We start from the raw sequence: 24,972 nt of genomic DNA, 5'->3' as shown, positions 1-24,972 counted from the left end.
GGCTTGCTTGGGTTAACTTAACTGACAGATAGTTCAAATATTGGCCGGATTCGCGATTATTCAATGGGCTCGCTGACACACTGCAGCGGATGGCCGTTCTTGCGGGCGGCCTCGGTGACCTGGTCGACCTTGGTGGCGGCCACATCCTTGGAGAAGACCCCGCAGACGCCTTTGCCGTCCAGGTGGATCTTCAGCATGATCTGGGTGGCGGTTTCCCGGTCCTTGTTGAAAAACTCCTGGATCACCACCACCACGAACTCCATGGGGGTGTAATCGTCGTTGAGCAGCACCACCTGGTACATCTGCGGCGGCTTGGTTTTTTGCGGCCGGCGCTCCAGCACGACCGAATCCCCTCCGGCGCCGTTGTCCGGCCTGACGGCGGGTACCGGAGGCTGCGCCGGGGAACTGGGAGATTTGGGAGACTTGGTTGCCATGGAATTCATTCTAGCCACCGATATAGCCCAGTGCGCCTGATAGGGAAATTGGTGGCGGGAACGCGACATTCAAGCGTGATTTTTTGCTTATTTCGTGGACATGAAAAAACCGCCTCGGGATTGCTCCCGGGCGGCTTCAAAATAGAGGGCTGGGCCCGCTTTACATGTGGTCGATCATGACCTGGCCGAAACCGGAGCAGCTGACCTGGGTCGCGCCTTCCATGAGGCGCGCGAAGTCATAGGTGACCTTCTTGGACTCGATGGATTTTTCCATCGAGCTGATGATCAGGTCGGCGGCCTTGGTCCAGCCCATGTGGCGCAGCATCATCTCGGCCGAGAGGATCTCGGAGCCGGGGTTGACGTAGTCCTTGCCGGCGTACTTGGGCGCCGTGCCATGGGTAGCTTCAAACATGGCGACGGTATCGCTCAGGTTGGCGCCGGGGGCGATGCCGATGCCGCCGACCTGGGCCGCCAGCGCGTCGGAGACGTAGTCGCCGTTCAGGTTCAGGGTGGCGATCACGCTGTATTCAGCGGGACGCAGCAGGATCTGCTGCAGGAAGGCGTCGGCGATGCTGTCCTTGACCGTGATTTCCTTGCCGGTCTTCGGGTTCTTGAACTTCATCCATGGGCCGCCGTCGATTTCCACCGCGCCGAATTCCTTCTTGGCCAGGGCGTAAGCCCAGTCACGGAAGCCGCCTTCGGTGAATTTCATGATGTTGCCCTTGTGCACGATGGTCACGCTGGGCTTGTCGTTGTCGATGGCGTACTGGATGGCCTTGCGCACCAGGCGCTCGGTGCCTTCGCTGGAAACCGGCTTGATGCCGATGCCGGAGGTGTTCGGGAAGCGGATCTTCTTGACGCCCATCTCGTCCTGCAGGAACTTGATGAGTTTTTTGGCCTTGTCGCTGCCGGACTCGAACTCGATGCCGGCGTAGATGTCTTCCGAGTTTTCACGGAAAATGACCATGTTGGTCTTCTGCGGCTCTTTGACGGGGGAAGGAACGCCCGCGAAGTACTGGATGGGGCGCAGGCAGACGTAGAGGTCGAGTTCCTGGCGCAGCGCGACGTTCAGGCTGCGGATGCCGCCGCCCACGGGCGTCGTCAGCGGGCCCTTGATCGAGACGACGTAGTCGCGCACGGCATGCAGGGTTTCCTCAGGCAGCCACACGTCGGGACCGTAGACCTTGGTGGACTTTTCGCCGGCATAGACTTCCATCCAGTGGATCTTCTTCTTGCCGCCGTAAGCCTTGGCAACAGCAGCATCGACCACCTTCAACATGACCGGCGTGATATCGGCGCCGGTGCCGTCGCCTTCGATGAACGGAATGACGGGTTCGTCAGGCACATTCAGGGAGTTGTCGGCGTTGACAGTGATTTTTTTGCCTTGGGAAGGCACTTTGATGTGCTGGTACATGTAGGAAAGTCTCCGGTGGGCGCTGTGGCGATGATAGGTACGCCGTGTAGCAGGTTAGGTAAAAACCCCTAAATTCTAGCCGTAAATCCACGGGGGAAAAGAATTTGGGGGCTTGTGTCAACGGCCGGTGAAGGGGCTCCGTTACGGAAGGGCCTCCGAGAAGTTCGGGGTATTTTTTCCAATAACGTTTTCAAGGAAATTCCAAATGAACAAAATCCTCGCTGCTCTGATCGCTGGCCTCTTCGCCGTTGGTGCATACGCACAAGCTCCCGCCGCCAAGCCTGCTTCCGCACCCGCTGCTGCAGCCGCACCCGCTGCTGCTCCTGCCGCATCCGCTGCTCCCGCAGCCGCTGCCAAGCCAGCCAAGATGACCAAGGAAGAAAAAGCTGCCGCCAAGGCCGCCAAGAAAGAAAAAGCCGCTGCCGAAAAGAAGGCAAAGGCTGAAGCCGCTGCTGCCAAGAAGACCGAAGCTGCTGCCGCCAAGAAGGCAAAAGCTGAAGCCGCTGCCGCCAAGAAAGCTGAAGCCAAGAAGTAAATTCCTGGTGACTTCGGTCAAAATGCCCGCCGCGTGCGGGCATTTTTTATGCGCGTCGTTTATGCTGGCAGGTCAACTTCATGCGTGGTGATTCTATGTTTCCAACCCCTGGCGCCTTCTCTTTGGGCAAGGCATTTCGGGCCCTGGCCGGCACTTTTGCCCTGGCCGCCCTGCTCTCCCCGCTGTGCGCCTGGTCCCAGGACGGCCCGCAGATGAACCTGCAGCGCGTCAAGCTGTCGGCCGGCATGCACCTGATTGATGCACAGGTGGCCATCACGCCCGAGCAGCGTCAAATCGGCCTGATGTTCCGCAAGGAGATGCCGCAGCAGGAAGGCATGATCTTTGTGTTCGAGCAGGCCAGCCAGCAGTGCTTCTGGATGAAAAACACCCTGCTGCCCCTGACGGCGGCCTTTGTGGCGGACGACGGCACCATCGTGAACCTGGCCGACATGAAGCCGCAGACCACGGATGCCCACTGCTCGGCCCAGCCGGTGCGCTATGTGCTGGAAATGAACAAGGGCTGGTTCGCGAAAAAAGGCATCAAGGCCGGCAGCAAGCTGGGCGGCCCCATTTTTGAGGCCAGGCGCTGATTTTTCCGTTCGCCCAAAACAAAAAAAGCCGGCTTGAAGCCGGCTTTTTTTTGGGCGCTGGAAGCGCCGCAAGCCTCGATCAGGCGAAGTTGGCTTCCGCGAAGCTCCAGTTGACCAGGTTGGACAGGAAGGTTTCCACGAATTTGGGGCGCAGGTTGCGGTAGTCGATGTAGTAGGCGTGTTCCCAGACGTCCACCGTCAGCAAGGCCTTGTCGGCGGTGGTCAGCGGGGTGCCAGCCGGGCCGGTGTTGACGATGTCCACGGTGCCGTCGGCTTTCTTGACCAGCCAGGTCCAGCCGGAGCCGAAATTGCCCACGGCTGATTTGACGAAGGCTTCCTTGAAAGCGGCGTAAGAGCCGAATTTGGCGTTGATGGCCGCAGCCAGCGCACCGCCGGGTTCGCCGCCGCCGGCGGGCTTCATGCAGTTCCAGAAAAAGGTGTGGTTCCAGATCTGGGCCGCGTTGTTGTAGACGCCGCCGCTGGATTTTTTGACGATCTCTTCGAGCGTCATGGATTCGAACTCGGTGCCTTTTTGCAGGTTGTTGAGGTTCACCACGTAAGCGTTGTGGTGCTTGCCATGGTGGTACTCAAAGGCTTCCTGGCTGTAATGCGGCGCCAATGCGTCGATCGGGTAAGGGAGTGGTGGGAGCTTGTGTTCCATGATTTTCCTCGTGGTGATGAATAAACTGTTGTTGGACGATTGTGAACGCGGTTGCGAACACTGTCCGGACCATTGTAAAAACTAAATCAGCCGGCGCGCCGTGACGGTCAAATCGACCTCGCCGCCGGCAAGGGTAGCGCGCACGGGCTGGCCTTCATGCGTGTTCTCGGGGCTGGTGATCGGCTGTCCCTGCAGGTCGGCCAGCCAGGCGTAGCCTCGCTTGAGGACCAGTTTGGGGTCCAGCAGTTCCAGCCGCAGCTGCGCGCGCTCCAGGCGCTGTCGGCCGCGCAGCAGGTTTCCTTGCACCTCGCGCGGGAAGTCGCCCGCCAGGGATTGCAGCCTCAGCCGCTCGTGCTGCAGGGCCGAACGCACGGCGTGGTTCAAGCCTTGCCCCAGGCCGGCCAACCGCGCATGCTGGCGCGTCACCAGGTGGGAGGGCCGGCTGACCCGGGACGCGGCCCAGTCCAGGCGCTGGTTGTGCGACTGCAGTTGCCGGTCCACGCCGTTTTGCAGGCGCGACAAAGCCAGCGCCAGCGCCCCCAGCCAGATGCTTTGCGGCTGGGCGCAGAGCTCGGCCGCGGCGGTAGGCGTGGGCGCGCGCACGTCGGCGCAAAAATCGGCAATCGTGAAATCGGTTTCATGACCCACACCGCTGATGACTGGGACCGGCGAAGCCACAATGGCCCGCGCGAGTTGTTCGTCGTTGAAGGCCCACAGGTCTTCCATCGCGCCGCCGCCGCGCACCAGCAGCAGCACGTCAACCCGGTCCTGGCCGCGCCTCTGGTAGGCCTTGTGCAGGGCCTCGCGCAACTCGCCCGCGGCCTGCCCGCCCTGCACGCTGGCCGGGTAAATCACCACGGGGATGTGCGGCACGCGCCGCTGCAGCGCGGTCGCCACGTCGTGCAGGGCCGCGGCGCCCAGCGAGGTGACCAGGCCGATAGCGCGCGGCAGCAGGGGCAAGGGGCGTTTGCGGCCCGGGTCAAAAAGTCCCTCGGCCTCCAGTTTGGCCTTGAGCTGCAGGAATTGCTCGAACAGATTGCCCTGCCCGGCCTGCCGCATGGATTCCACCACCAGTTGCAGTTCGCCGCGCGGCTCGTACACGCCCAGGCGGCCTCGCAGTTCCACCAGTTGGCCGTCGCGCGGGGCGAAGTCGAGCAAACCGGCCGCGCGGCGAAACATGGCGCAGCGAATCTGGCCTTGTTCATCCTTGAGGGAAAAGTAGCAGTGCCCGCTGGCGGCGCGGGAAAAGCCGCTGATTTCGCCCTGCACGGCGACCGGGTTGAAGCGCGCCTCCAGGCTGTCGGCGATCGCGCGCAGCAAGGAGCCCACTGGCCAGATACGCACACCGGCCTCGCGTCCCGCCGGAAAAGGCCTCTCGGAACGCGCGGCTGGCTCAAACATGGCTAAACCCCTTGATTTGTCGGGGGTAGTACTCCACAGAGCGCCGTCCCGCGTGGGCGCAAGACCCTGTTTCCTGCGGACGGCGCGATAAATTCGTGTAACTCATTGATTTTGAATAACTTAATTCTGCTCAAATTTTCATCGTTCTGTCATATCCGCGATTTGGCGCGGCTTGGAGGGCGCATCGCCCTTACTTGCTCACAAAGTTATCCACAAGTTCTGTGGGCTATGTCCGACAAAAACAGCATCTTGAAAACATTCATGCGCGATGTGCCGCGCGCCATGCGGCACTGCAGTATCTGTAAGCCATAATCCACCACAAATTATCTGCTTGGAGATGTGCATTGTTTTCGATCATACAAGCCGCAGGCTGGCCGATCTGGCCCTTGGTTGCCTGTTCCGTCTTGGCTCTTGCCCTGGTTATCGAGCGTTTCACCAGCCTCAAAATCCGTAAAGTCGCCCCTCCCAAACTGCTTGACGAAGCCATCACCGTCTCCCGCGCTTCCATTCCTTCGCCCGACGTCGTGGCGCAGCTCGAACAGAACTCGGTGCTCGGCGAAGTGCTGGCCAGCGGCTTTCGCGCGCTGAACAGCAACCCGCGCATCAGTGAGGACGACCTGCGCTCCATCCTGGAAGGCGCGGGGCGCCAGGCGGCGCACAAGCTGGAGCGCTACCTGGCGGCCCTGGCGACCATCGCCTCCGCCGCGCCGCTGCTGGGCCTGCTGGGCACGGTGATCGGCATGATTGAAATCTTCGGCTCCCAGGGCGGCGGCGGTGGTGTCGGCGGCGCGGGTGGCGGCAATCCGGCGCAGCTCGCGCAAGGTATTTCGATCGCCCTCTACAACACGGCTTTCGGCCTGATGGTGGCGATTCCGGCGCTGATCTTCTGGCGCTACTTCCGGGCCCGCGTGGACGGCTACCTGCTGACCATGGAACTGGCCGCCGAGCGCTTCGTGCGCCATCTCAACACGCTCCGAAAATGAACTTCCGCCCGCATCCCCATGATGAGCCGGAGATCAACCTGATCCCCTTCATCGACGTGCTGCTCGTGGTGCTGATCTTCCTGATGCTGTCCACCACCTACAGCAAGTTCACCGAGCTGCAGGTCAAGCTGCCGGTGGCCGATGCCGAGCAGCAGCGCGACTATCCCAAGGAAGTCATCGTCGCCGTGAGCAGCGACGGCCGCTACATGGTCAACAAGACCCTGGTGCAGGGCCGGGGCATAGAGGCGCTGGGCGCCGCGCTGACCGAGGCGGCCAAGGCCGGCAAGGAGAGCGTCATCATCATCAGCGCCGATGCCAGCGCCACGCACCAGGCGGTCATCACCGTCATGGAAGCGGCGCGCCGCCAGGGCCTCACGCAAATCACCTTTGCCACCCAGAGCGCCGCGATGGCCGGGGCGAAATAAGCCCCGGCTTTCCCGGCCCCGACAGCCGCCCTTCCCCGCGAAACGGCCGTGAAACACCTCCTGCAAAACGCCTGGCTCAGCCGTGGAATGCTGGCATGCCTGCTCTGGCCGCTGGCGCAGTGCTACGGCGTGTTGGTGCGCCTGCGCCGTGGGCTGTACCGCCGCGGCGTCCTGCGCTCCGAGCGCTTCAGGGTTCCCGTCGTGGTAGTCGGCAATGTGATCGCCGGCGGCGCCGGCAAAACCCCCCTGGTGATCGCCCTGGTCAGGCACTTGCAGGCGCAGCGGGTGGCCGTGGGTGTGGTGTCGCGCGGCTATGGGCGCACAGCTTCCGATTGCATGGAGGTCACGCCCACCGCGTCGCCCTCGCAAACAGGCGACGAGCCGGCCCTGATCCACCGGCTCACCGGTGCGCCGGTTTTTGTCGCCAGGCAGCGCACGCAAGCCCTGCGGGCCTTGCTTGCCGCTCACCCCGAAACCACCGTGGTGATCTGCGATGACGGCCTGCAGCACTACGCCCTGCAGCGCGACCTCGAGATCGCCGCATTTGACGACCGCGGCACGGGCAATGGCTGGCTGCTGCCGGCGGGCCCGCTGCGCGAACCCTGGCCCGCGCGCCAGCGCCAGGGCCTGGACCTGGTGCTGCATACCGGGCAGCGCCCCGCCTTCGACGGCTTCCAATCCAGCCGGCAACTGGCTGGCGACGCCTGGTCGGCCGATGGCGGGCAGCTTGCGCTGGACGGCTTGCGCGGCCGGCCGGTGACGGCGCTGGCGGGCATCGCCAACCCACAGGCGTTTTTCAGCATGCTCAGGGACCGCGGCCTGATGCTGGAGGCCTGCATCGCCCTGCCCGACCACCATCAATTCAGCGAGGCCGACCTGGCCGGGCTGCAAGGACGCACCGTGCTGTGCACCGAAAAAGACGCCATCAAGCTGTTTGCCCTGCCTGCCGCCGCCGGGCTGGACCTGCTGGCCGTGCCGCTGGTGTTTTCGCCGGAGCCGGCCTTTTTCGCCGCCTTCGATGCGCTGCTGGCGCCCCTGCTTTCTCCAGTACCATCGAAGCATGGACACCAAATTGCTTGAACTGCTGGTCTGCCCCGTGACCAAAGGGCCGCTCGATTACGACCGGGAAAAACAGGAGCTTGTCTCCCGCAGCGCCCGGCTGGCGTATCCCGTGCGCGACGGCCTGCCGGTGCTGCTCGAGAATGAAGCGCGTACCCTGACAGACGAAGAGCTGGGCCTGTGAGCTTTACCGTCCTGATCCCGGCGCGGCTGGCCTCCACCCGCCTGCCCAACAAACCCCTGGCCGACATAGGCGGCGCGCCCATGGTCGTGCGCGTGGCGCAGCGCGCCATGCAAAGCTCGGCCCTGCGCACCGTGGTGGCAACCGACAGCAACGAGATCATTGAAAAATGCGCGGCCTTTGGCGTCGCGGCCGTGCTGACCCGCGCCGACCACCCCAGCGGCAGCGACCGGCTGGCCGAGGCCTGCGGCGTGCTGGGCCTGGCGGACGGGGACATCGTGGTCAACGTCCAGGGCGACGAGCCGCTGATAGACCCGGCGCTGATCAACGCCGTGGCGCACCTGCTGGGCGAGCGCCCTGACTGCGCCATGAGCACCGCCGCGCATTCCATCGACCAATTGGCCGACCTGCAGAACCCGAATGTGGTCAAGGTGGTGCTCGATGCCCGCCACACCGCGCTTTACTTCAGCCGCTCGCCGATTCCGGCGGGCCGCGACTTCGCCGGCAAAGCCTGGTGGGACACCGGCAGCAAGCTGCCCAAGCCGCTGCGCCATGTCGGCATCTACGGCTACCGCGTGGGCTTTCTGCGCGAGTTCCCCCTCCTTCCCCAGGCGCCGCTGGAGCAGCTGGAGCAGCTCGAGCAGCTGCGCGCCCTGTGGCACGGCCACCGCATCGCGGTGCACATCACCGACGACGCGCCAGGCCCGGGCGTGGACACGGCCGAAGACCTGGACCGCGCCCGCAAGCTGTTTTCCTGAGCGCGCGCCCCGCCGGCAAAGCCCCGCCCTGTAAGTTGCTGTCAGGGGTGCGTGCTATCCTTGGGAAAAACGCAAGTGGAAGGCCTGCAGGACGTGCTGGCAGCCCTTCACACCTGCCAAGCAACCCCAGCGGGTGACCGGCGCGCCGGCCTGGGGCTGACTTCACGAATTCATAAAATCCGAGGACATCCATGAGACTGATATTGTTGGGCGCGCCTGGCGCGGGCAAAGGGACGCAAGCGACCTTCATCTGCCAAAAGTACGGCATCCCCCAGATTTCCACCGGCGACATGCTGCGCGCGGCCGTCAAGGCCGGCACGCCGCTGGGCATCGAAGCCAAAAAAATCATGGAAGCCGGCGCTCTGGTCAGCGACGACCTGATCATCAACCTGGTCAAGGAACGCATCGCCCAGCCTGATTGCGCCAAGGGCTTTCTGTTCGACGGTTTCCCGCGCACCATCCCTCAGGCCGACGCAATGAAGTCGGCCGGCGTGAAGCTCGACTACGTGCTGGAGATCGACGTGCCCTTCGAGGCCATCATCGAGCGCATGAGCGGACGCCGCTCGCATCCCGCCTCGGGCCGCACCTACCACGTCAAGTTCAACCCGCCCAAGGTCGAGGGCAAGGACGACGTGACTGGCGAGCCGCTGATCCAGCGCGAAGACGACAAGGAAGAAACCGTGCGCAAGCGGCTGGAGGTCTACAGCGCGCAGACCCGCCCGCTGGTGGACTACTACTCGGGCTGGGCCAAGGTCGCACCCGACGCGGCGCCCAAATACCGCGCCATCAGCGGCATGGGCACGGTCGACCAGATCACGGCGCGGGCTTTCGAGGCCCTGTCAGCTTAAGCAGCCCGCTGGCCCGCAAAAAAGCCGTCCTTGCGACGGCTTTTTTCATGGCGCCTCAAAAAATCGACAGTACCGGGTAGCGCCGCCATTGCGGCTCGGCATAACGCGCGCAGTTCTCGAAGATAAAACCCAGCACCTGCTTGGGGTCGGACAGCAGCTGCGGGTTGGCCGCCTTCCACTGCTCGAAGCGCGCGCGCAGTTCGGGCTCGTCCTTGAGCAGCTGCAGCGCCATGTCTTCGAACACATAGTCCGAGAAGTACTCCTTCTTTTCGAGGATGCTGTTGAAAAACCCCCAGCGGAAAAAACTGTCGTGCGCCTGCGGCTCCAGGGTTTCGACGGCATAACGCGCCTTTTCCTGGTTCATCGGCAGCCACCAGTCGCCGGCCTGCAGTTCCACGGCCTGCAGGCTGGTTTCCAGCGTGAGCTCGTCGTGGAACATGTGGCCTTCATAGGCGCCCGGCCGGCTTTGCACGGCCTGGATGCGGCTGACCTGCGCCTGCACCGTGCGGGCGGCAGCGAGGCGCTCCATGCGAACGCCGTTCCAGTCCAGGCGCTCAACCACCGCGCGCCAGGCCTGCGGAATCACGTAGGCCCGCGGTGCGCGCACAACAGCCTCCTCGGCAAAGTGGGTGAAGTAATCGATCTCGCGCTCCCAGGGCTGGTCCCTGTCGTAGGCCAGGCGCTGGTAGTTGCCCAGCAGGCTGGGCGAGTGCACCGCGGCGTAGCCTTTGAAGCGCAGGCGTGAACGGCGGGTCTCATCGAGCTTCCAGCGAACCGGCCAATGGGCCTTGCTGACCGCCGCCTGCCGGGCCTGCCGCCGCAGCGCCTGGATTTGCGGCGCGTTGGCTACCGTGAACGCCAGCGTCACATCCAGCAGCGCGCGCATGGACTCATAGCGGTCCCTGAACGGCTTGAGCATATGGGTTTCCGGCATAAAACCTATGGTGTGGTGCAGCGCCGCATAGCCGGTCGAAAAGCGCGGTACCTCGAGGAAGTCGGCAATCCCCTGGTCCGGGCTCACCTGCACCGGGTTCACATAGGGGCAGGTCGGCCAGCCGCGCTCTTCCATGCCGCGGTAGATCACCGGCAGCATGCTGTCCCGCAGGAAGGCGCCCAGGCCGCCGCCCAGCTTGTCGGCCTGGGTATGGATCAGCGTCATGGTGTAGCTGTAGTCCGCACCATTGGAGGTGTGGGTGTCGACCATCACGTCCGGGTCCCAGGCCGTGAAGAAGCGGTTGAACAGCTGCGCGTTGAGGCTGTCGCACTTGATGAAGTCGCGGTTCAGGTCCAGGTGCAGGCTGTTGCCGCGAAAGCCGAAAGACTCGGGCCCGTCCTGGTTGACGCGGCTGGTATCGCCCCGGTTGCAGCTGCCGTCAACGTTATAGACCGGGATAAAGAGGTAGACCGTCGTGCCCAGAGCGGCCAGGCGTTCAGGCTCCAGGCACAAGTCGCGCACCAGCGCCATGCAGGCGTCTATGCCTTCGGGCTCGCCGGGGTGTATGCCGTTGTTGTTGAAGAAGACGGCGCGCCCCGTCTGTCGGATTTTCTCGCGATCAAACACGCCGTCGGCGCTGACGATGCCAGCGTGGATGGGCACGCCGGCATCGGAAACGCCGATCTGCGAGAACTGCAACACGGTCGGGCAGCGCCGGGCCAGCGCGTCATAAAACCGGATGCAGGCCTCCCAAGTGGTGGTCTGGTTCTGGTTGCCGAGTTCATACGGGGTTTGCATGGGGTGTCCGCGAGGTCAAAAAAGAATGGAGGTTCGGGGCCGGCACGCCTGTGCGACCGGCCCCGGAGAGATTCAGGCCAGCAGCTGCAGGATCAGGCTCACGCGGGCCTTGACCGGGCTCAGGCCTTCCGAATCCGGAATCGCGTCGGCTGGGGTGGGCAGCACCCGCCCCGCGGCGCAGCGGCTGGCGCGAATTACCTTGATGCCGTCGGCCTGGGCCTTGAGCAAGGCGGCCTGCAGCTCATGGTGCAGGCTGCCGTTGCCGGTTCCGGCCACCACCAGGCCTTGCACGCCCTGCGCCTGCAAAGCCTGCACGATGGCGCCACCGGCGCCGGCATGGTTCATGATGATTTCGACACGGGGCACGGCGCCAGCCAGGCCGGCAATGCTTTTGGCGGCGGCCTGCGCGCGCCCCGCCTGGGCTTGGGGCCAGTTGCGCAGCAGCCTCAGTTGGCCCTCCTCCACATAGCCTATGGGGCCGGCATCGCCCGAACTGAAAGGATCGAGCTTATAGGTGTGCACCTTCTGCACATCCGCTGCGCCGTGGATGACGCCGGCGCATACCGCGACCACGCCCTGCGCGCCCGCGTGGCGCGCCACGGCCACGGCGTCGAGCAGGTTTTGCGGCCCGTCGGGAACCAGCGCCGTGGCCGGGCGCATCGCGCAGGTCAGCACCACGGGCTTGGCCGGCGCCAGCAGCGCCTGCAGGAAAAAAGCGGTCTCTTCGAGCGTATCGGTGCCGTGCGTGATGACAATGCCCTGCACATCGGGCTGCGCCAGGAAATGGCTGACGCGCGCGGCCAGCTTGGCCCATACAGCAAAAGTCATGTCCTTGCTGTCCACCTGGGCCACCTGCTCGGTGAGCACTGAACCGGCTTGCGCCAGAGCCGGGATCGTGGCCAGCAGCTCTTCAACGCCCACCTGGGCGGCGGTGTAGCCGATGTTGTCCGACACGCTGGCGGCCCGGCCGGCAATCGTGCCGCCGGTGCCCAGAATCACAATATTTTGAGGATGCATGGAAAGTGATCTTGCAATCTTTTAAAAACTGGATGAAAATACAGGTACTGGATATTAAAACAGGTCTATACAGGTAAACGGGTTACAGCCCCGGCCTCTTGACCTGACTGAAGAACCAAGGAGTCCCGCCATGAGCATCCTCGCCGATTTCCCGCATTTTCCCTCCGAAGGTCCCAAGCTCACGGCACGCCAGCAACAAATCCTGGAACTGATCCAGAGCGCCATTGCGCGCACCGGCGCACCGCCCACCCGCGCAGAAATCGCCAACGAGCTGGGCTTCAAGTCCGCCAATGCCGCCGAAGAACACCTGCAGGCGCTGGCCCGCAAAGGCGTCATTGAACTCGTCAGCGGCACCTCCCGCGGCATACGCCTGCGCGGCGACACCCTGCGCTCCATCAACGAATCGCGCACCAAACAGTTTTCCCTGCCGTTGCAAAGCCTGGCCCAACTCGCCCTACCTCTGGTAGGGCGGGTTGCTGCTGGCAGCCCGATTCTCGCGCAGGAACATATCGAACAAACCTATTATTTTGAAAGCGGCCTGTTCCAGCGCCAGCCCGATTACCTGCTCAAGGTTCGCGGCATGAGCATGCGCGACGTCGGCATCATGGACGGCGACCTGCTGGCCGTCAAACAGGCGAAGGAAGCCAAGAACGGCCAGATCGTCGTGGCCCGCCTCGGCGATGAAGTCACCGTCAAGCGCTTTCGCCGCAATAAAAACTTAATTGAGCTTTTGCCCGAAAACCCCGACTTCAAGACCATTGTGGTCGAGCCCGGTGAGCCGTTTGAACTCGAAGGCCTGGCCGTCGGTTTGATACGCAACACCATGCTGATGTAAGCCACCCCATCCGGCCACGCACCAGGTGGCGGGCGTTTGGCTGTTGTGGCCAACACCCTGGTGCAGCGGCCCTGCCGGCCTGTCGCCGGTCCGAAATCCTGCCTGTGTAAACCTCTCTCATACAGGAGTTCATCATGGGAATCGTCAGTTTTTCACATTCACCCCTTCTGTCCATCCTGCTGGCCCCCGCACAGGCGCTGGCTGCCTGGTTTGTGCCCGCAACCAGGTCCGGCCGGTATTCCGCGCCTGCGCGTGCCCAGCGCGCAAACGGCCAGCTGGTACTGCCTTTTTCTTCGAACGCCGCCACGGCCCCGCGCGAAACCACCCCAGCCGGCAAGGCCATGCCCAAGAGTCCCACGCCCAGTCGCCTGCGCGTCGTGCGCGAATTCGACGTCAATGTCGGCCCGGCCTGCGCCGGCCGCATGGTCATCTCGGGCCGCATGGCCGACGTCTGCGCGGAGCTTGATCGCATGGCCCAGCGCGAGGCCGCGCTGCAGTAAAAAGCAAGCCCGGCCCACCCTTGCCCCCTGCGGCAAAGGCCCATGATCCCGCGCAGCGCGCGGCCGCCAGACTGAAATATTGCGACAGGTTTCCTGGCGATACAAAATGAGCGCGTTCGGGTAGCCCTTCCCACAAGCAAGAAAAATCTTGCAGGCACAATATCGGCATGAATATTGTGATCCTCGACGACTACCAGGACGCAGTGCGAAAACTGAACTGCGCTGCCAAATTGGAGGCCTACCCCGCCAAGGTCTACACCAACACCGTCAAAGGCATAGGCCAGCTGTCCGTCCGGCTCAAGGATGCTGACGTCATCGTCCTCATCCGGGAACGCACCCAGCTCAGCCGGCAGGTCATTGAAAAACTGCCCAAACTCAAGCTGATCGTGCAAACCGGCCGCGTCGGAGGCCATATCGACGTTGCGGCCTGCACCGAGCGCGGCATCGCGGTGGCCGAAGGCACCGGTTCGCCCACAGCGCCGGCTGAACTGACCTGGGCCCTGGTCATGGCGGCCATGCGCCGCATCCCGCATTACGTGGCCCACCTCAAGCACGGCGCCTGGCAGCAGGCCGGCCTCAAGTCGGCCTCCATGCCGCCGAACTTCGGCATAGGCTCCGTCCTCAAGGGCAAGACCCTGGGCGTGTGGAGCTACGGAAAAATCGGGCAAATCGTCGCCGGCTATGGCCGGGCTTTCGGCATGCGGGTCATCATCTGGGGCCGCGAGGCCTCGCGCGAAAGGGCCCAGGCCGATGGCTACGAAGTCGCCGGCAGCAAAGCCGAGTTTTTCGAACAAAGCGATGTGCTGAGCCTGCACCTGCGCCTGCACGACGAGACCCGCGGCATCGTCACGCTGGAAGACCTGTCGCGCATGAAGACCACCTCCCTGCTGGTCAACACCTCGCGCGCCGAGCTGATAGAGCCCGAGGCGCTGATTGCCTCGCTCAACCGCGGCCGCCCCGGCCTGGCGGCCATCGACGTGTTTGAGTCCGAACCCATCCTGCAGGGCCATGCCCTGCTTCGCCTCGAAAACTGCATCTGCACGCCGCACATCGGCTATGTGGAGCAAGACAGCTATGAGCTGTATTTCGGCGCGGCTTTCGACAACGTCGTCAATTTCATCAAGGGCACGCCCACCAACATCGTCAATCCCGGCGCGCTGCAAGTGCGGCGCTGAGGCGGTGTATTTCCCCTGAAGCGGGGCCGAAACTAGGCTTTGGGGGCCGGCCTGGAGGCCGGCGCATCGAGGTCGAACTCGATGAGGTTGCTGAAATCGCCGGCTTCGGGCGCCATGTCCGTCATGGCGATGGCAGGCAGCGGCGCAAGGGCGTCGCCGGCTTCCTCCTGGCTCAGGTCAATGTCCAGCCCCAGCCTCGGTGAAACAGGCGGCCGCGTCAAGTCCAGGCTTGGCACAATTTCCGTGGAAAAAGCGGCAGCCCCGACGACCGGAAGCGCAACGGGAAGCGGCGGCGGCGCCTCCTGCAAGCGGGCAGACAGGGGCAGGATGTTGGTCGGGCCAAAGCTGCTCGCCTGCGGCAGGGCGGCAGCCAGGCTAGGCGCCCCGGGTGCCGGCGCGCCGGCGCCCTCCCCGGGCTCGGCGGGCCGGGTCACAATCTTCTTGGCGATGGAGTGAAGCAGCAGCAGCTCACGGTAAGCCGCGAGGCTAAACACCTCACTGCGCGAATCCGGTTTGCGAAAGATGGACTCTTCCAGCACATCCAGCACCTTGGGCGTGGGCCACAGCGACTCGATGCGCGTGAGGGCCGCCACGTAATACTCCAGGCCGTGCGTGTCCATCGCATAGTCGTCGAAGGCGGGCACCTGGGCATTGAACATGCGGTGAAAGCCCTTGCGCAGCGCGTCGTAGTCGTCCTTGCGGCCCAGGCTGTGGTAGAGGTCGAACAGGTCCAGATAGACCAGCGCGCTGGTTTCCACGTTGTCCATGATGTGCAGGCGCAGGACATCCACCGCCTTGTCGGGATGGCCCAGTGAGACGAAAAAATCCGCCTGCTGCTGGACATCAAACAGCTCTTCGGCATTGACGATGCGGGGCATGCCGCTCAAGCCGCCCAGGCTGGGCAGGAATTCGGGACGGTCCACGGGCTCAGCCGGCCTGGAGGCGGGCAGCTTGCGCGTGCTTTCAAATTGAAGCGCGTCCAGGTCCAGGTCCACCGCCGGCATCGGCGCAGGCGCAAGGCCGGCAGACCGGGAAGCCGGCCCCGTCTCATCCGCAAAACCGCTGGGCTTGCCCTGGCCGGCCTCCTTGTCCCACCAGTGGCTCAGGCGCAGCGCGTGCTGGCGATCGCGCCTCCAGAAAAAGCCGGCTGCCAGCAGCGCGAGCAACAAAACAGCGCCCAAGGCATACACCAGCCAGTTGCTGTAGCGCTCCTGGCGCGCCTGCTCCAGCTGGCCGCGCAGGTCCGTCACGGCCTGTTCCGTTTTGCGGCTTTGCGCCAGCATCGCGGCCACGTCGGACTCCAGGGACTTGAGCCGCTGGCTGTCACGCACCATGTCTTGCGGCTGGGCGTTAAGCGCCTGCCACAGCGCGGCCGCGGAAGCCCGTTGCTGGGCATCAGCGGAAGGCAGCGTCAGCAGCTCCGGCGAGGCGCGAAGCGCAGGGTCGCGTTCAGCGGCCAGATCAACGGGGGCCAGTTGCAGGCGTGGCCCCGGTTTGCGCACGGGCGCTGGGGGGGGTGCCTGTTTGCCGACCCTGCGGGCCGGCGGCATGGTCAATGAAGAGGCCATGGCGGTGCTGGGACGGGTTTGCGGCTTGGCCTTCGATGTCCCGGCCTGGGATGGCGCTGCAGTACCCGCCGCAGCAACAGCCGGCGCTTGCGCGAATGTCGAGGGCACCGGGACGCTGTTGTCGCCCAGCATCTCGGCCAGCAACACGTATTTGCGTGAATTTTTTTGCTGGCAGCCTTCGCGCGCATACAGCGTCACGACCGGCTCATCGAGCACGACAGTCGTACGGATGCGGACCAGGACTTCACCGGCACCGGCGCCCGGCGAGATCGAGGTGCGCACCTTGTCGGGGGAAATCTGGCTGTCGCCGAAAAACACCTCGGCGGAGAGGCAAACGGAAGATGGGTTTTCAGCGCCGTCCAGTTGCGCGCTCAGCGTGACATCGAGCGGGCCGCCCACGATGGCCGCACCGCGCACGCGGCCCAGGGATGCGGCCAGCGCGTTGGCGGCAAGCACCATCAACAAAGCGCCAAGCAGGCATTTCAGAGACTTCTCGGCGGATTTCATGGGGTGGGCGAATTTTGCCACGCGCCTTCGCCGAAGACGCTCAGCCATAATTCGGCCATGAAAGTAAATTTTGCAAATGTGGGAATAGTTGGCACCGGCGCGATGGGACGCGGCATTGCCCAGATCGCCGCGCAGGCCGGCAGCACCGTCAGGCTCATGGACGCGCAAGCGGGCGCCGCCGAAAAAGCGCGCGATGCCATCTGCACCCAATGGGACAAGCTGGTTGAAAAAGGCCGCCTCGAAGCCGCGGCGGCCGCCGCGCACAAGGACCGCCTGCTGCTCGCCGGCACCCTGGCCGATCTCTCAGGCTGCGACCTCGTCGTCGAGGCCATCGTCGAGCGCCTGGACGTCAAGCGCGCGCTGTTCGCCGAACTGGAGGCACTGGTGCCAGCGCAGACGGTGCTGGCCAGCAACACCTCTTCGCTGTCCGTGACCGCCATCGCGGCGGCGCTCAAGCACCCCGAACGCCTGGCCGGTTTTCACTTCTTCAACCCGGTTCCGCTGATGAAAGTGGTCGAGGTGATCGCGGGCCTGAAAACCAACCCCAGCGTGTGCGAGGGCCTGAGCCAATATGCCCGGCAAATGGGCCATACCCCGGTGCAGGCGCAGGACACGCCCGGCTTTATCGTCAACCACGCGGGCCGGGGCTACGGCACCGAGGCGCTGCGCATCGTCAGCGAAGGCGTCGCCGATTTCGCCACCATAGACCGTATCCTGCGCGACCAGGCCGGCTTCAAGCTGGGCCCCTTTGAGCTCATGGACCTGACCGCGCTCGACGTCTCCCATCCGGTGATGGAGTCGATTTACCACCAGTACTACGAAGAGGCACGCTACCGCCCCAGCGTGATCACCGCGCAGCGCCTGGCCGGCGGCATGCTGGGCCGCAAGACCGGTGAAGGCTTTTACCGCTACGCGGACGGCGCCATGCAGGTGCCCGCCGAACCCGCAGTGCCCCAGGTTACCGAACTCCCTCCGGTCTGGGTCTCGCCCCGTGCCTCGCGCCGCGTGGAACTGCTGCAGTTGCTCAAGAACCTGGGCGCCAAGATCGAGACCGGCGCCTCAGCCTCGCCGCAGGCCTTGACACTGGTCGCCCCGCTGGGTTTTGACATCACCACGGTCGCCGTCGTCGAGCGCCTGGACCCGGCCCGCACCGTCGGCATCGACATGCTGATCGACGACGCGGCCACCAAGCGCCGCGTGCTGGCCACCAACCCGGCCACGCGCAGCGACATGCGCGACGCCGCCCACGCGCTCTTTGCCCGCGACGGCAAGGCGGTCAGCGTGATCCGCGACAGCGGCGGCTTTGTCACCCAGCGCGTGGTGGCCACCATCGTCAACATCGCCAGCGACATCTGCCAGCAGGGCATCTGCAGCCCGAAGGACCTGGAGACCGCCGTGACGCTCGGGCTCGGTTACCCCCTGGGCCCGCTGGCCATGGGCGACCGCTACGGCCCCACCAATGTGCTGGAGGTGCTGTTCAACATGCAGACCGTGTACGGCGACCAGCGCTACCGCCCCTCCCCCTGGCTGCGGCGCCGCGGTGCCATCGGCTTGAGCCTCATGCATGTGGAAGAATGAAACACCCCCGTCGGATGCTCACTTCGTGTAGCACCTTCCCCCCTCGAGGGGGCGGCGCCTGCGGCCTGGCGAAGCCAGTTCCGCGGCCCCCACTGGCGTGGGAATCCGCTCTCCAGCTACCCCTTCTTTCGCATTGGAACAAGTGACATGGCAGGCGCAATCAAGAGTACCAGCGAGGGCCAGACCCTTATCCTGACGATCAGCAACCCGGAGTTCAAGAATGCCCTGGGGCCCGACATCTATGCTGCGGGCATTGAAGCCCTGAACGCCGCCGAGAACAACCCCGAGATCCGCAGCGTGGTCATTACCGGCGAAGGCGCGATTTTCTGCGCGGGCGGCAACCTGCAGCGGCTGGAGGCCAACCGCCGCGAGGCGCCCGAGGTGCAGGCGCAGAGCATAGAAGGCCTGCACAACTGGATAGATTCGATACGCACCTACCCCAAGCCAGTGATCGCCGCCGTGGAAGGCGCGGCCGCCGGCGCCGGTTTTTCGCTGGTGCTGGCCTGCGATTTTGTGGTGGCGGCCGACAACGCCGTGTTTGTGATGTCCTACAGCACCGTGGCGCTGTCGCCCGACGGCGGCGGCAGCTGGGCGCTGGCACGCGCCCTGCCGCGGGCGCTGGCCAGCGAACTGCTGATGAGCGGCGAACGCATAGGGGCGCGCCGGCTGCATGACTTCGGCCTGGTGAACCGGGTCACAGCCCCGGGCGAAGCCCTGGCCCAGGCCCGGGAACTGGCCGAAAGCCTCAATGCGCGCGCGCCCAATGCGCTGGCCAGCATCAAGGAACTCATCAACGAGGCGGCCGGCAACACGCTGAACCAGCAACTGGCCCGCGAGCAGGACCACTTCGTGCGCAACCTGCACGACGCCAATGCGGGCGAAGGCATAGACGCCTTCCTGAACAAGCGCACGCCGCACTACCGCTAAGCGGGCCTTTTGCGGGCAGGCCAGTCACAGGCCGCCCCGCCACCATTCCCCGGCACCCTGCCGGGCGACACCCATGCGACAGCCCGCTGGCGCCGGACGGGTCCCTCAAGCGACAATGGACGTCTTGTTAGTCACTCAAAAGACAGACCATGGACGATCCCATTCTTACGATAGAGGAACGAGAGGCCATCAACAACGGCCGCTGGTTTTCATCCCTGTCCCCATCCCTGAGGCACGACATATTCCGATGCGCCTACGTCAAACGCTACAAAGACGGCGAACTCATCAGCGCCCGCGGCGATGTGCCGGAAGAATGGATCTCCTGCGCGCGGGGCGCCATTCGCGTGAGCTCGACCTCGATTTCGGGCAAGCAGGTCACGCTGACCTATGTGGAGCCGGGCCTGTGGGTCGGCGACGTGGCGATCTTCGACGGCGAGCGGCGCACCCACGACTCCTATGCCCATGGCGAGACCACGCTGCTGTGCGTCTCGCGCGCCGACCTGCGCAAGATCTTGAGCCAGCACGTCGAGCTCTACGAAGCCTTGCTGCGCCTGCATGCGCGCCGCATACGGCAGCTCTTCGGCCTGGTGGAAGACCTCAACACCCTGCCCCTGCGCGCGCGCCTGGCCAAGCAGTTGCTGCACCTGGTGCGCAGCTACGGCGTGCCCAGCCTGGCGGACGGCGGAGAAGTGCGCATAGGCCTGCAGCTGGCGCAGGAAGAACTGGCCCAGTTGCTGGGCGCCTCGCGCCAGCGCGTGAACCAGGAACTCAAGGCCATGGAGCGCGAGGAAGCCATACGCATAGAGCCGGGCGGCCTGGTGGTACGCAACCGGCAAGCCCTGATGCGCATTTCCGAAGCCGAAATCGAAAAATAAACACACGGGGACGAGCCCTTTCAGCATGAGCAACTTCGACCACTTTGTCGGCACCCGGGCCGTGTCCGGCGCGCACGCGTTTGACCTCGACGCGCTCACTGCTTACCTCAGCAGCCACCTGCCCGGCTTCAAGGGCCCGCTGACGGCGGAAATCTTCAAGGGCGGCCAGTCCAACCCGACTTACAAGCTGCTCACGCCCGGCGCGTCTTACGTGATGCGCGCCAAACCGGGGCCCGTGGCCAAGTTGCTGCCTTCGGCCCATGCGGTGGAGCGCGAATTCAAGGTCATGCAAGGCCTGCAGGGCACCGATGTGCCGGTGCCGAAGATGTATTGCCTCTGCGAAGACGAGTCCGTGATAGGCCGCGCCTTCTACGTGATGGAGTTCGTCGAAGGCCGTGTGCTCTGGGACCAGTCCCTGCCCGGCATGGACAAAACCCAGCGCGCCGAGATTTACGACGAAATGAACCGCGTGATCTCCGCCCTGCACAAGGTGAAGTTCGCCGAGCGGGGCCTGGCCGACTACGGCAAGCCCGGCAACTACTTTGAGCGCCAGATAGGCCGCTGGAGCAAGCAGTACATCGCCTCCATCACCCAGCCCATCGCCGAGATGGACAGCCTGATGCAATGGCTGCCGGCCAACATCCCGGCCAGCGCGTGCGATGAAAGCCTGGTCTCCATCGTGCACGGCGACTTCCGGCTCGACAACCTGCTGTTCCATGCCACCGAGCCACGCGTGCTTGCGGTGCTCGACTGGGAACTGTCCACCCTGGGCCATCCGCTGGCCGACTTCAGCTACCACTGCATGGCCTGGCACATCCCGCCCGGAGCCTTCCGCGGCATCGGCGGGCTGGACGTCGAAAGCCTGGGCATTCCCAGCGAATCCGAATACATACGCCGCTACTGCGAGCGCACCGGCCTGGCCACACCCGAAGCGCTCAAGGCCGACTGGAATTTCTACATGGCCTACAACCTGTTTCGCATCGCGGCCATCCTGCAGGGCATCGCCAAGCGCGTCGAAACCGGGACCGCCTCCAGCGCCCAGGCCGTCAGCTCGGCCGCCGGCGCGCCGCTGCTGGCCAAGATGGCCTGGGGCTTTGCCCTCAAGAGCCAAGGCTGACATCAGCCCTCCCCTATACAACAACACCGCCCCACACCCCTTCTGGAGATTTCATGGACTTCAACTACACCCCCAAGGTACAGGAACTGCGGGCGCGCCTGCTCAAGTTCATGGACGAGCACATCTACCCGAACGAGGCGCGCTTCTTCCGCGAGATCGCCGAGAACCGCGCCAAGGGCAATGCCTGGGTGCCGACAAAGCTGGTCGAAGAACTCAAGCCCAAAGCCCGCGCGGCCGGCCTGTGGAACCTGTTTTTGCCGCACTCGCCGCGCGCGCCCGAAGGCCTGTCCAACCTCGAGTACGCGCCGCTGTGCGAGATCATGGGCCGCGTGCCTTTCGCGGCCGAGGTCTTCAACTGCTCGGCGCCCGACACCGGCAACATGGAAACCATCGCCCGTTACGGCTCCGAGGCCAACAAGGACCAGTGGCTGGATCCGCTGCTCAAGGGAGAGATCCGCTCGGCTTTCCTGATGACCGAGCCGGAAGTTGCTTCGTCGGACGCAACCAACATCCAGTGCCGCATTGAGCGCGACGGCGACCACTATGTGCTCAACGGCCTCAAGTGGTGGTCCTCCGGCGCGGGCGACCCGCGCTGCGCCGTCTACATCGTCATGGGCAAGACCAATCCCGACGCCGGCCGCCACGAGCAGCAATCGATGATCCTGGTGCCAGCCAACACGCCCGGCATCACGGTGATCCGCCCGCTGTCGGTCTTCGGCTACGACGACGCGCCGCACGGCCACATGGAGGTGCGCCTGGTCAATGTGCGCGTGCCCGCGGCCAACCTGCTACTGGGTGAAGGCCGCGGCTTTGAAATCGCCCAGGGCCGCCTCGGCCCCGGGCGCATACACCACTGCATGCGCAGCATAGGCATCGCCGAGCGCGCGCTGGAGCTGATGTGCAAGCGCCTGAACAGCCGCGTCGCCTTCGGCAAGCCGATTGCCAGCCAGTCGGTCTGGCACGAGCGCATCGCCGAGGCGCGCTGCATGATTGAGCAAGCCCGCCTGCTGACGCTCAAGGCCGCCTACATGATGGACACCGTGGGCAACAAGGTCGCCAAGGCCGAGATCGCGATGATCAAGGTGGTGGCGCCCAATATGGCCTGCCAGATCATCGACTGGGCCATACAGGCCCACGGCGGCGGCGGTGTGTCGGACGACTTTCCGCTGGCTTACGCCTACGCCAGCCAGCGTACCCTGCGCCTGGCCGACGGCCCGGACGAGGTGCACCGCGCCTCGCTGGCCAAGCTGGAACTGGCCAAGCACCTGCTCATGCCCGGCGAAGTGGAAATGCCGATCACGCGCGGCGCCTGAGGCGGACGCCTCTTACAAGGTAAGGTCGTTGGACAGGCCGGCGATCGCCGACTCGCAGGCCGTGGTGAAAATCAGGGCCGCGTGCTCCAGCGTGGGCATATCGGCCGGGGTGTACTGCATGCGCAGATAGGCCTTGCCGCGCAGCACCATCAGGATAAAGGGCACCTGCGGGTCGGGTGCCGGCTCGGGCCAGGACATCATCAACTCGACCAGTTGCGGATCCAGCCAAGCCATCGCATTCGAACGATGGTCGGCCATCACCGCATAGCGTTCCCAGAAAGGCTTGGGCAGGCTTTCCCAGCCGACTTCGGGGTACATGGCCAGCCAGCGCACCTCTTCCGGCATGTTGGGATCGGCGGTGGTCTGCAGGGTGTCGGTATAGGCCTGGTAGGCCTTTTTTTCCAGCGCATCCTTCAGGGCCCGGTTCATAACCAGGACGGTGACGTCGTCGTTGACCTTGATCTCGCCGCGGGCGCGCAGTTCCTCGCCGCGGATGTAATCGCGCGAGGGGCGGCCGCGCTCCATTTTCCAGGGCTTGCCACCCACATTGCCCTTGAGTGCAAAACCCTTGCCCTGCCCCATGCCGGTGAAAGAAAAGCCGCGGGTCCCGGCCCATTCGGACACGGCTTCATCCGACGTAGCCGCATCGCCGGCATCCGCCTTACCCGCAACAAAGACTTTCTTCAGCCGCTCGAACATGGTTTTCGCTTTTCTCTTAAAGTGCAGCGACCATCATAGTAGTCAAGGACACCCCGATGATCAATGTTTACTCATGGCCCACGCCCAACGGCCATAAAGTCCACATCATGCTGGAAGAATGCGGCCTGCACCTGGGCCGCGACTGGCAGGCCATTCCCGTCAACATCGGCACCGGCGACCAGTTCAAGCCCGAATTCCTGGCCATCAGCCCGAACAACAAGATCCCGGCCCTCGTCGACCCGGTCGGTCCCGACGGCCAGCCCATCTCCGTCTTCGAATCCGGCGCCATCCTGCTTTACCTGGCCGCCAAGACCGGCAAGCTGCTGCCGAAAACCGACCGCCTGAAATTCCAGGTGCTGCAGTGGCTGATGTTCCAGATGGGTGGCGTCGGACCCATGATCGGCCAGACCCACCATTTCCGCCAGTATGCGCCCGAAAAAATTGACTACGCGATCAAGCGCTACACCAACGAAACAAAGCGGCTTTACGGCGTGATGGACAAGCAGCTGTCCACCCACGCCTTCATCGCCTGCGACGAATACAGCATTGCCGACATCGCCATCTTTCCCTGGCTGCGCAACTGGGAGAACCACGGCATAGACTGGGCCGACTACCCGCACCTGAAAAAATGGTTCGACCTGATCAGCGAGCGCCCCGCCGTGCAGCGCGGCGTCAAGGTGCTGGCCGAGCTGCGCAGGCCCATCACCGACGACAAGGCGCGGGAAGTGCTGTTCGGCAAAACCCAGTACGAAAAGCGCTAAGCTGGGGCCTGCCGGCCGGGCCGGCGGCCGGCGATTGAAGGTATGATTCGCGACGAGCTGGAAACGGTGGCCGCCCCTGCGCGGCCTTGCCCCGGCTTGCACACACAGACTGCCCGTAGCTCAGTTGGATAGAGCATCAGCCTTCTAAGCTGAGGGTCGGGGGTTCGATCCCCTCCGGGCAGGCCAGACATGGCGCCAGCCGCGCCTCACCCCTATACCCGCGAACTTCGCTGACACCGCCGGCCAAGGCCGGAGGTATATATTCGGGGTTACGGCCGCGAGCCCGAAGGCCGTCAAAACCAAGGAGGCGAGCAAACATGCCCAGACCAACCATGCTGCTGGTGGAGGATAACCCCGCTCACGTCGAGTTGACGTTGGTGACGCTGCAGGAAAACGGCGCCGACCATGAAATCATCGTCGCCCGCGACGGCACGGAAGCCCTGGACTACCTTTTCTGCGAAGGTGCCTACAGCGGCCGGCCGTCCGACCAGCCACCTGAACTGGTCATGCTGGACCTGAATTTGCCCGGGCTCAGCGGCGCGGAAGTCATGCAGCGCATGCGCGGCGACCCCCGCACCTTCTTTGTGCCCGTGGTCATCCTGACCTCCGAGCCCAAATACTCCCCGATCGTGAAGGAAATCCAGGGCGGCCTTAACAGCTATGTGCGCAAGCCGCTGCATTTTCGGGATTTCCAGGAAAAGCTGGAACAGGTGCGCGAATATTGGCGCACGTCCAACTTCGGGCCGCTCAAGTCCTAAGGGCCGCACCCCGTTGGGCCCAAGGCCCGGGCTTTTAAGGCGAACCAGGCGGACATGAAAAAGCCCACTGGCGTGGGCTTTTTACGGGGAAATGATGGTCGGAGTACAAGGATTCGAACCTTGGACCCCCTGGTCCCAAACCAGGTGCGCTACCAGACTGCGCCACACTCCGACTAGTCAAATATTATAGCCCGAACCCGCTACACTTTCCCGCGGCCGCCCTCATTTTTTCCATTCACTGGATCGCACCATGAAACTTCGCCGTGTTGCCCAGCCTGGTCCGCACCGGCCCGACATAAAAGCGTGCCACGGCAAGCCTGG

26 protein-coding genes and 2 tRNA genes are annotated in these 24,972 nt (G+C 64.2%); 19 read left to right on the top strand and 9 right to left on the bottom strand.

The genetic code is table 11. The features are described from left to right. Nucleotides 1-56: 56 nt before the first annotated feature. Nucleotides 57-434, bottom strand: coding sequence for an ATP-dependent Clp protease adapter ClpS (clpS, locus tag BLQ85_RS00810; protein ID WP_074574175.1), 378 nt, complete (start codon nt 432-434; stop codon nt 57-59). Nucleotides 435-594: 160 nt separating this feature from the next. Beyond that, entirely contained in the window at nt 595-1,848 is a 1,254-nt protein-coding gene (gene icd, locus BLQ85_RS00805) for an NADP-dependent isocitrate dehydrogenase (RefSeq protein ID WP_007872496.1), read from the bottom strand. A gap of 205 nt (nt 1,849-2,053) precedes the next feature. Between icd and BLQ85_RS00800 the strand changes: the two genes are divergently transcribed. Together BLQ85_RS00800 and BLQ85_RS00795 are read left to right on the top strand one after the other, a co-directional pair. After that, nucleotides 2,054-2,383, top strand: a complete 330-nt coding sequence (locus tag BLQ85_RS00800; RefSeq protein ID WP_074574174.1) for a cell envelope biogenesis protein TolA — start codon at nt 2,054-2,056, stop codon at nt 2,381-2,383. Nucleotides 2,384-2,478: 95 nt separating this feature from the next. Beyond that, nucleotides 2,479-2,973, top strand: a complete 495-nt coding sequence (locus BLQ85_RS00795) for a DUF192 domain-containing protein (protein ID WP_254779627.1) — start codon at nt 2,479-2,481, stop codon at nt 2,971-2,973. A 79-nt stretch (nt 2,974-3,052) separates the two neighbouring features. On the opposite strand, the gene BLQ85_RS00790 is transcribed toward BLQ85_RS00795, so the two are convergent. Then, a complete protein-coding gene (locus BLQ85_RS00790; protein WP_074574173.1) occupies nt 3,053-3,634 on the bottom strand; it encodes a Fe-Mn family superoxide dismutase in 582 nt (193 codons plus the stop codon). An 81-nt stretch (nt 3,635-3,715) separates the two neighbouring features. Continuing rightward, nucleotides 3,716-5,035: an exodeoxyribonuclease VII large subunit gene (xseA, locus tag BLQ85_RS00785; protein WP_074574172.1), complete on the bottom strand. Its 1,320-nt coding sequence runs from the start codon at nt 5,033-5,035 to the stop codon at nt 3,716-3,718. Between the two features lie 344 nt (nt 5,036-5,379). Between xseA and BLQ85_RS00780 the strand changes: the two genes are divergently transcribed. From BLQ85_RS00780 to adk, 6 genes are all read left to right on the top strand, one after another. After that, entirely contained in the window at nt 5,380-6,018 is a 639-nt protein-coding gene (locus BLQ85_RS00780) for a MotA/TolQ/ExbB proton channel family protein (protein ID WP_074574171.1), read from the top strand. Beyond that, the gene (locus tag BLQ85_RS00775; protein WP_074574170.1) at nt 6,015-6,443 is read left to right on the top strand and encodes an ExbD/TolR family protein; all 429 of its coding nucleotides are present in this window, start codon (nt 6,015-6,017) and stop codon (nt 6,441-6,443) included. The genes BLQ85_RS00780 and BLQ85_RS00775 overlap by 4 nt, the downstream gene beginning before the upstream one ends. Nucleotides 6,444-6,530: 87 nt before the next feature. After that, the gene (gene lpxK / locus BLQ85_RS00770) at nt 6,531-7,523 is read left to right on the top strand and encodes a tetraacyldisaccharide 4'-kinase (protein WP_254779690.1); all 993 of its coding nucleotides are present in this window, start codon (nt 6,531-6,533) and stop codon (nt 7,521-7,523) included. Continuing rightward, nucleotides 7,504-7,686, top strand: coding sequence for a Trm112 family protein (locus BLQ85_RS00765; protein ID WP_007872480.1), 183 nt, complete (start codon nt 7,504-7,506; stop codon nt 7,684-7,686). The genes lpxK and BLQ85_RS00765 overlap by 20 nt, the downstream gene beginning before the upstream one ends. Next, on the top strand, nt 7,683-8,441 hold the full coding sequence (kdsB, locus tag BLQ85_RS00760; protein ID WP_074574168.1) for a 3-deoxy-manno-octulosonate cytidylyltransferase: 759 nt from the start codon (nt 7,683-7,685) through the stop codon (nt 8,439-8,441). Before BLQ85_RS00765 ends, kdsB begins: the two co-directional genes overlap by 4 nt. 191 nt (nt 8,442-8,632) lie before the next feature. Further along, nucleotides 8,633-9,289, top strand: a complete 657-nt coding sequence (gene adk / locus BLQ85_RS00755; protein ID WP_074574167.1) for an adenylate kinase — start codon at nt 8,633-8,635, stop codon at nt 9,287-9,289. 55 nt (nt 9,290-9,344) lie between these two features. Here the strand turns inward: adk and BLQ85_RS00750 are convergent, their stop codons facing one another. Further along, a complete protein-coding gene (locus tag BLQ85_RS00750) occupies nt 9,345-11,021 on the bottom strand; it encodes a M14 family zinc carboxypeptidase (RefSeq protein ID WP_074574166.1) in 1,677 nt (558 codons plus the stop codon). A gap of 72 nt (nt 11,022-11,093) precedes the next feature. Beyond that, complete coding sequence (locus BLQ85_RS00745; protein ID WP_074574165.1) at nt 11,094-12,038, bottom strand: asparaginase; 945 nt, start codon at nt 12,036-12,038, stop codon at nt 11,094-11,096. Nucleotides 12,039-12,168: 130 nt separating this feature from the next. Between BLQ85_RS00745 and lexA the strand changes: the two genes are divergently transcribed. From lexA to BLQ85_RS00730, 3 genes are all read left to right on the top strand, one after another. Then, on the top strand, nt 12,169-12,873 hold the full coding sequence (gene lexA, locus BLQ85_RS00740; protein WP_007872461.1) for a transcriptional repressor LexA: 705 nt from the start codon (nt 12,169-12,171) through the stop codon (nt 12,871-12,873). Between the two features lie 134 nt (nt 12,874-13,007). Next, nucleotides 13,008-13,373: a hypothetical protein gene (locus tag BLQ85_RS00735; RefSeq protein ID WP_074574164.1), complete on the top strand. Its 366-nt coding sequence runs from the start codon at nt 13,008-13,010 to the stop codon at nt 13,371-13,373. Between the two features lie 167 nt (nt 13,374-13,540). Continuing rightward, complete coding sequence (locus tag BLQ85_RS00730; RefSeq protein WP_007872458.1) at nt 13,541-14,548, top strand: D-2-hydroxyacid dehydrogenase family protein; 1,008 nt, start codon at nt 13,541-13,543, stop codon at nt 14,546-14,548. A 32-nt stretch (nt 14,549-14,580) separates the two neighbouring features. Here BLQ85_RS00730 and BLQ85_RS24030 read toward each other — a convergent pair whose 3' ends face one another. Next, entirely contained in the window at nt 14,581-16,623 is a 2,043-nt protein-coding gene (locus tag BLQ85_RS24030) for a hypothetical protein (RefSeq protein ID WP_074574163.1), read from the bottom strand. Nucleotides 16,624-16,680: 57 nt separating this feature from the next. Between BLQ85_RS24030 and BLQ85_RS00720 the strand changes: the two genes are divergently transcribed. The 5 genes from BLQ85_RS00720 (at nt 16,681) to BLQ85_RS00700 (ending at nt 22,433) form a co-directional block, all read left to right on the top strand. Beyond that, on the top strand, nt 16,681-18,201 hold the full coding sequence (locus BLQ85_RS00720) for a 3-hydroxyacyl-CoA dehydrogenase (protein WP_074575077.1): 1,521 nt from the start codon (nt 16,681-16,683) through the stop codon (nt 18,199-18,201). A gap of 147 nt (nt 18,202-18,348) precedes the next feature. Beyond that, nucleotides 18,349-19,128 (top strand): oxepin-CoA hydrolase, alternative type, encoded by a 780-nt coding sequence (locus BLQ85_RS00715; protein ID WP_074574162.1) that lies wholly within the window; start codon nt 18,349-18,351, stop codon nt 19,126-19,128. A 149-nt stretch (nt 19,129-19,277) separates the two neighbouring features. Further along, nucleotides 19,278-20,003 (top strand): Crp/Fnr family transcriptional regulator, encoded by a 726-nt coding sequence (locus tag BLQ85_RS00710; RefSeq protein ID WP_007872449.1) that lies wholly within the window; start codon nt 19,278-19,280, stop codon nt 20,001-20,003. Nucleotides 20,004-20,028: 25 nt separating this feature from the next. Further along, nucleotides 20,029-21,120 carry a phosphotransferase gene (locus tag BLQ85_RS00705; protein WP_074574161.1) on the top strand — a complete coding sequence of 364 codons (1,092 nt, stop codon included), beginning with the start codon at nt 20,029-20,031 and terminating at the stop codon, nt 21,118-21,120. Between the two features lie 53 nt (nt 21,121-21,173). After that, entirely contained in the window at nt 21,174-22,433 is a 1,260-nt protein-coding gene (locus tag BLQ85_RS00700) for an acyl-CoA dehydrogenase family protein (RefSeq protein ID WP_074574160.1), read from the top strand. A 12-nt stretch (nt 22,434-22,445) separates the two neighbouring features. Here BLQ85_RS00700 and BLQ85_RS00695 read toward each other — a convergent pair whose 3' ends face one another. Continuing rightward, entirely contained in the window at nt 22,446-23,132 is a 687-nt protein-coding gene (locus BLQ85_RS00695; RefSeq protein ID WP_074574159.1) for a hypothetical protein, read from the bottom strand. A 56-nt stretch (nt 23,133-23,188) separates the two neighbouring features. Here BLQ85_RS00695 and BLQ85_RS00690 point away from each other — a divergent pair, with 56 nt between their 5' ends. From BLQ85_RS00690 to BLQ85_RS00680, 3 genes are all read left to right on the top strand, one after another. Continuing rightward, nucleotides 23,189-23,893, top strand: a complete 705-nt coding sequence (locus BLQ85_RS00690) for a glutathione binding-like protein (protein ID WP_074574158.1) — start codon at nt 23,189-23,191, stop codon at nt 23,891-23,893. 109 nt (nt 23,894-24,002) lie between these two features. Beyond that, nucleotides 24,003-24,079, top strand: a tRNA-Arg gene (locus BLQ85_RS00685). Between the two features lie 131 nt (nt 24,080-24,210). Then, the gene (locus tag BLQ85_RS00680) at nt 24,211-24,651 is read left to right on the top strand and encodes a response regulator (RefSeq protein ID WP_074574157.1); all 441 of its coding nucleotides are present in this window, start codon (nt 24,211-24,213) and stop codon (nt 24,649-24,651) included. A 95-nt stretch (nt 24,652-24,746) separates the two neighbouring features. Here the strand turns inward: BLQ85_RS00680 and BLQ85_RS00675 are convergent. Continuing rightward, nucleotides 24,747-24,823: transfer RNA gene (locus BLQ85_RS00675), tRNA-Pro, on the bottom strand. Nucleotides 24,824-24,972 lie beyond the last annotated feature (149 nt).

It is taken from the genome of Polaromonas sp. JS666 (assembly GCF_900103405.1).
Classification (GTDB): domain Bacteria; phylum Pseudomonadota; class Gammaproteobacteria; order Burkholderiales; family Burkholderiaceae_C; genus Polaromonas.
The sequence above is the reverse complement of the archived record's forward strand: the minus strand, read 5'-3'. Positions and strand labels throughout refer to the sequence as shown.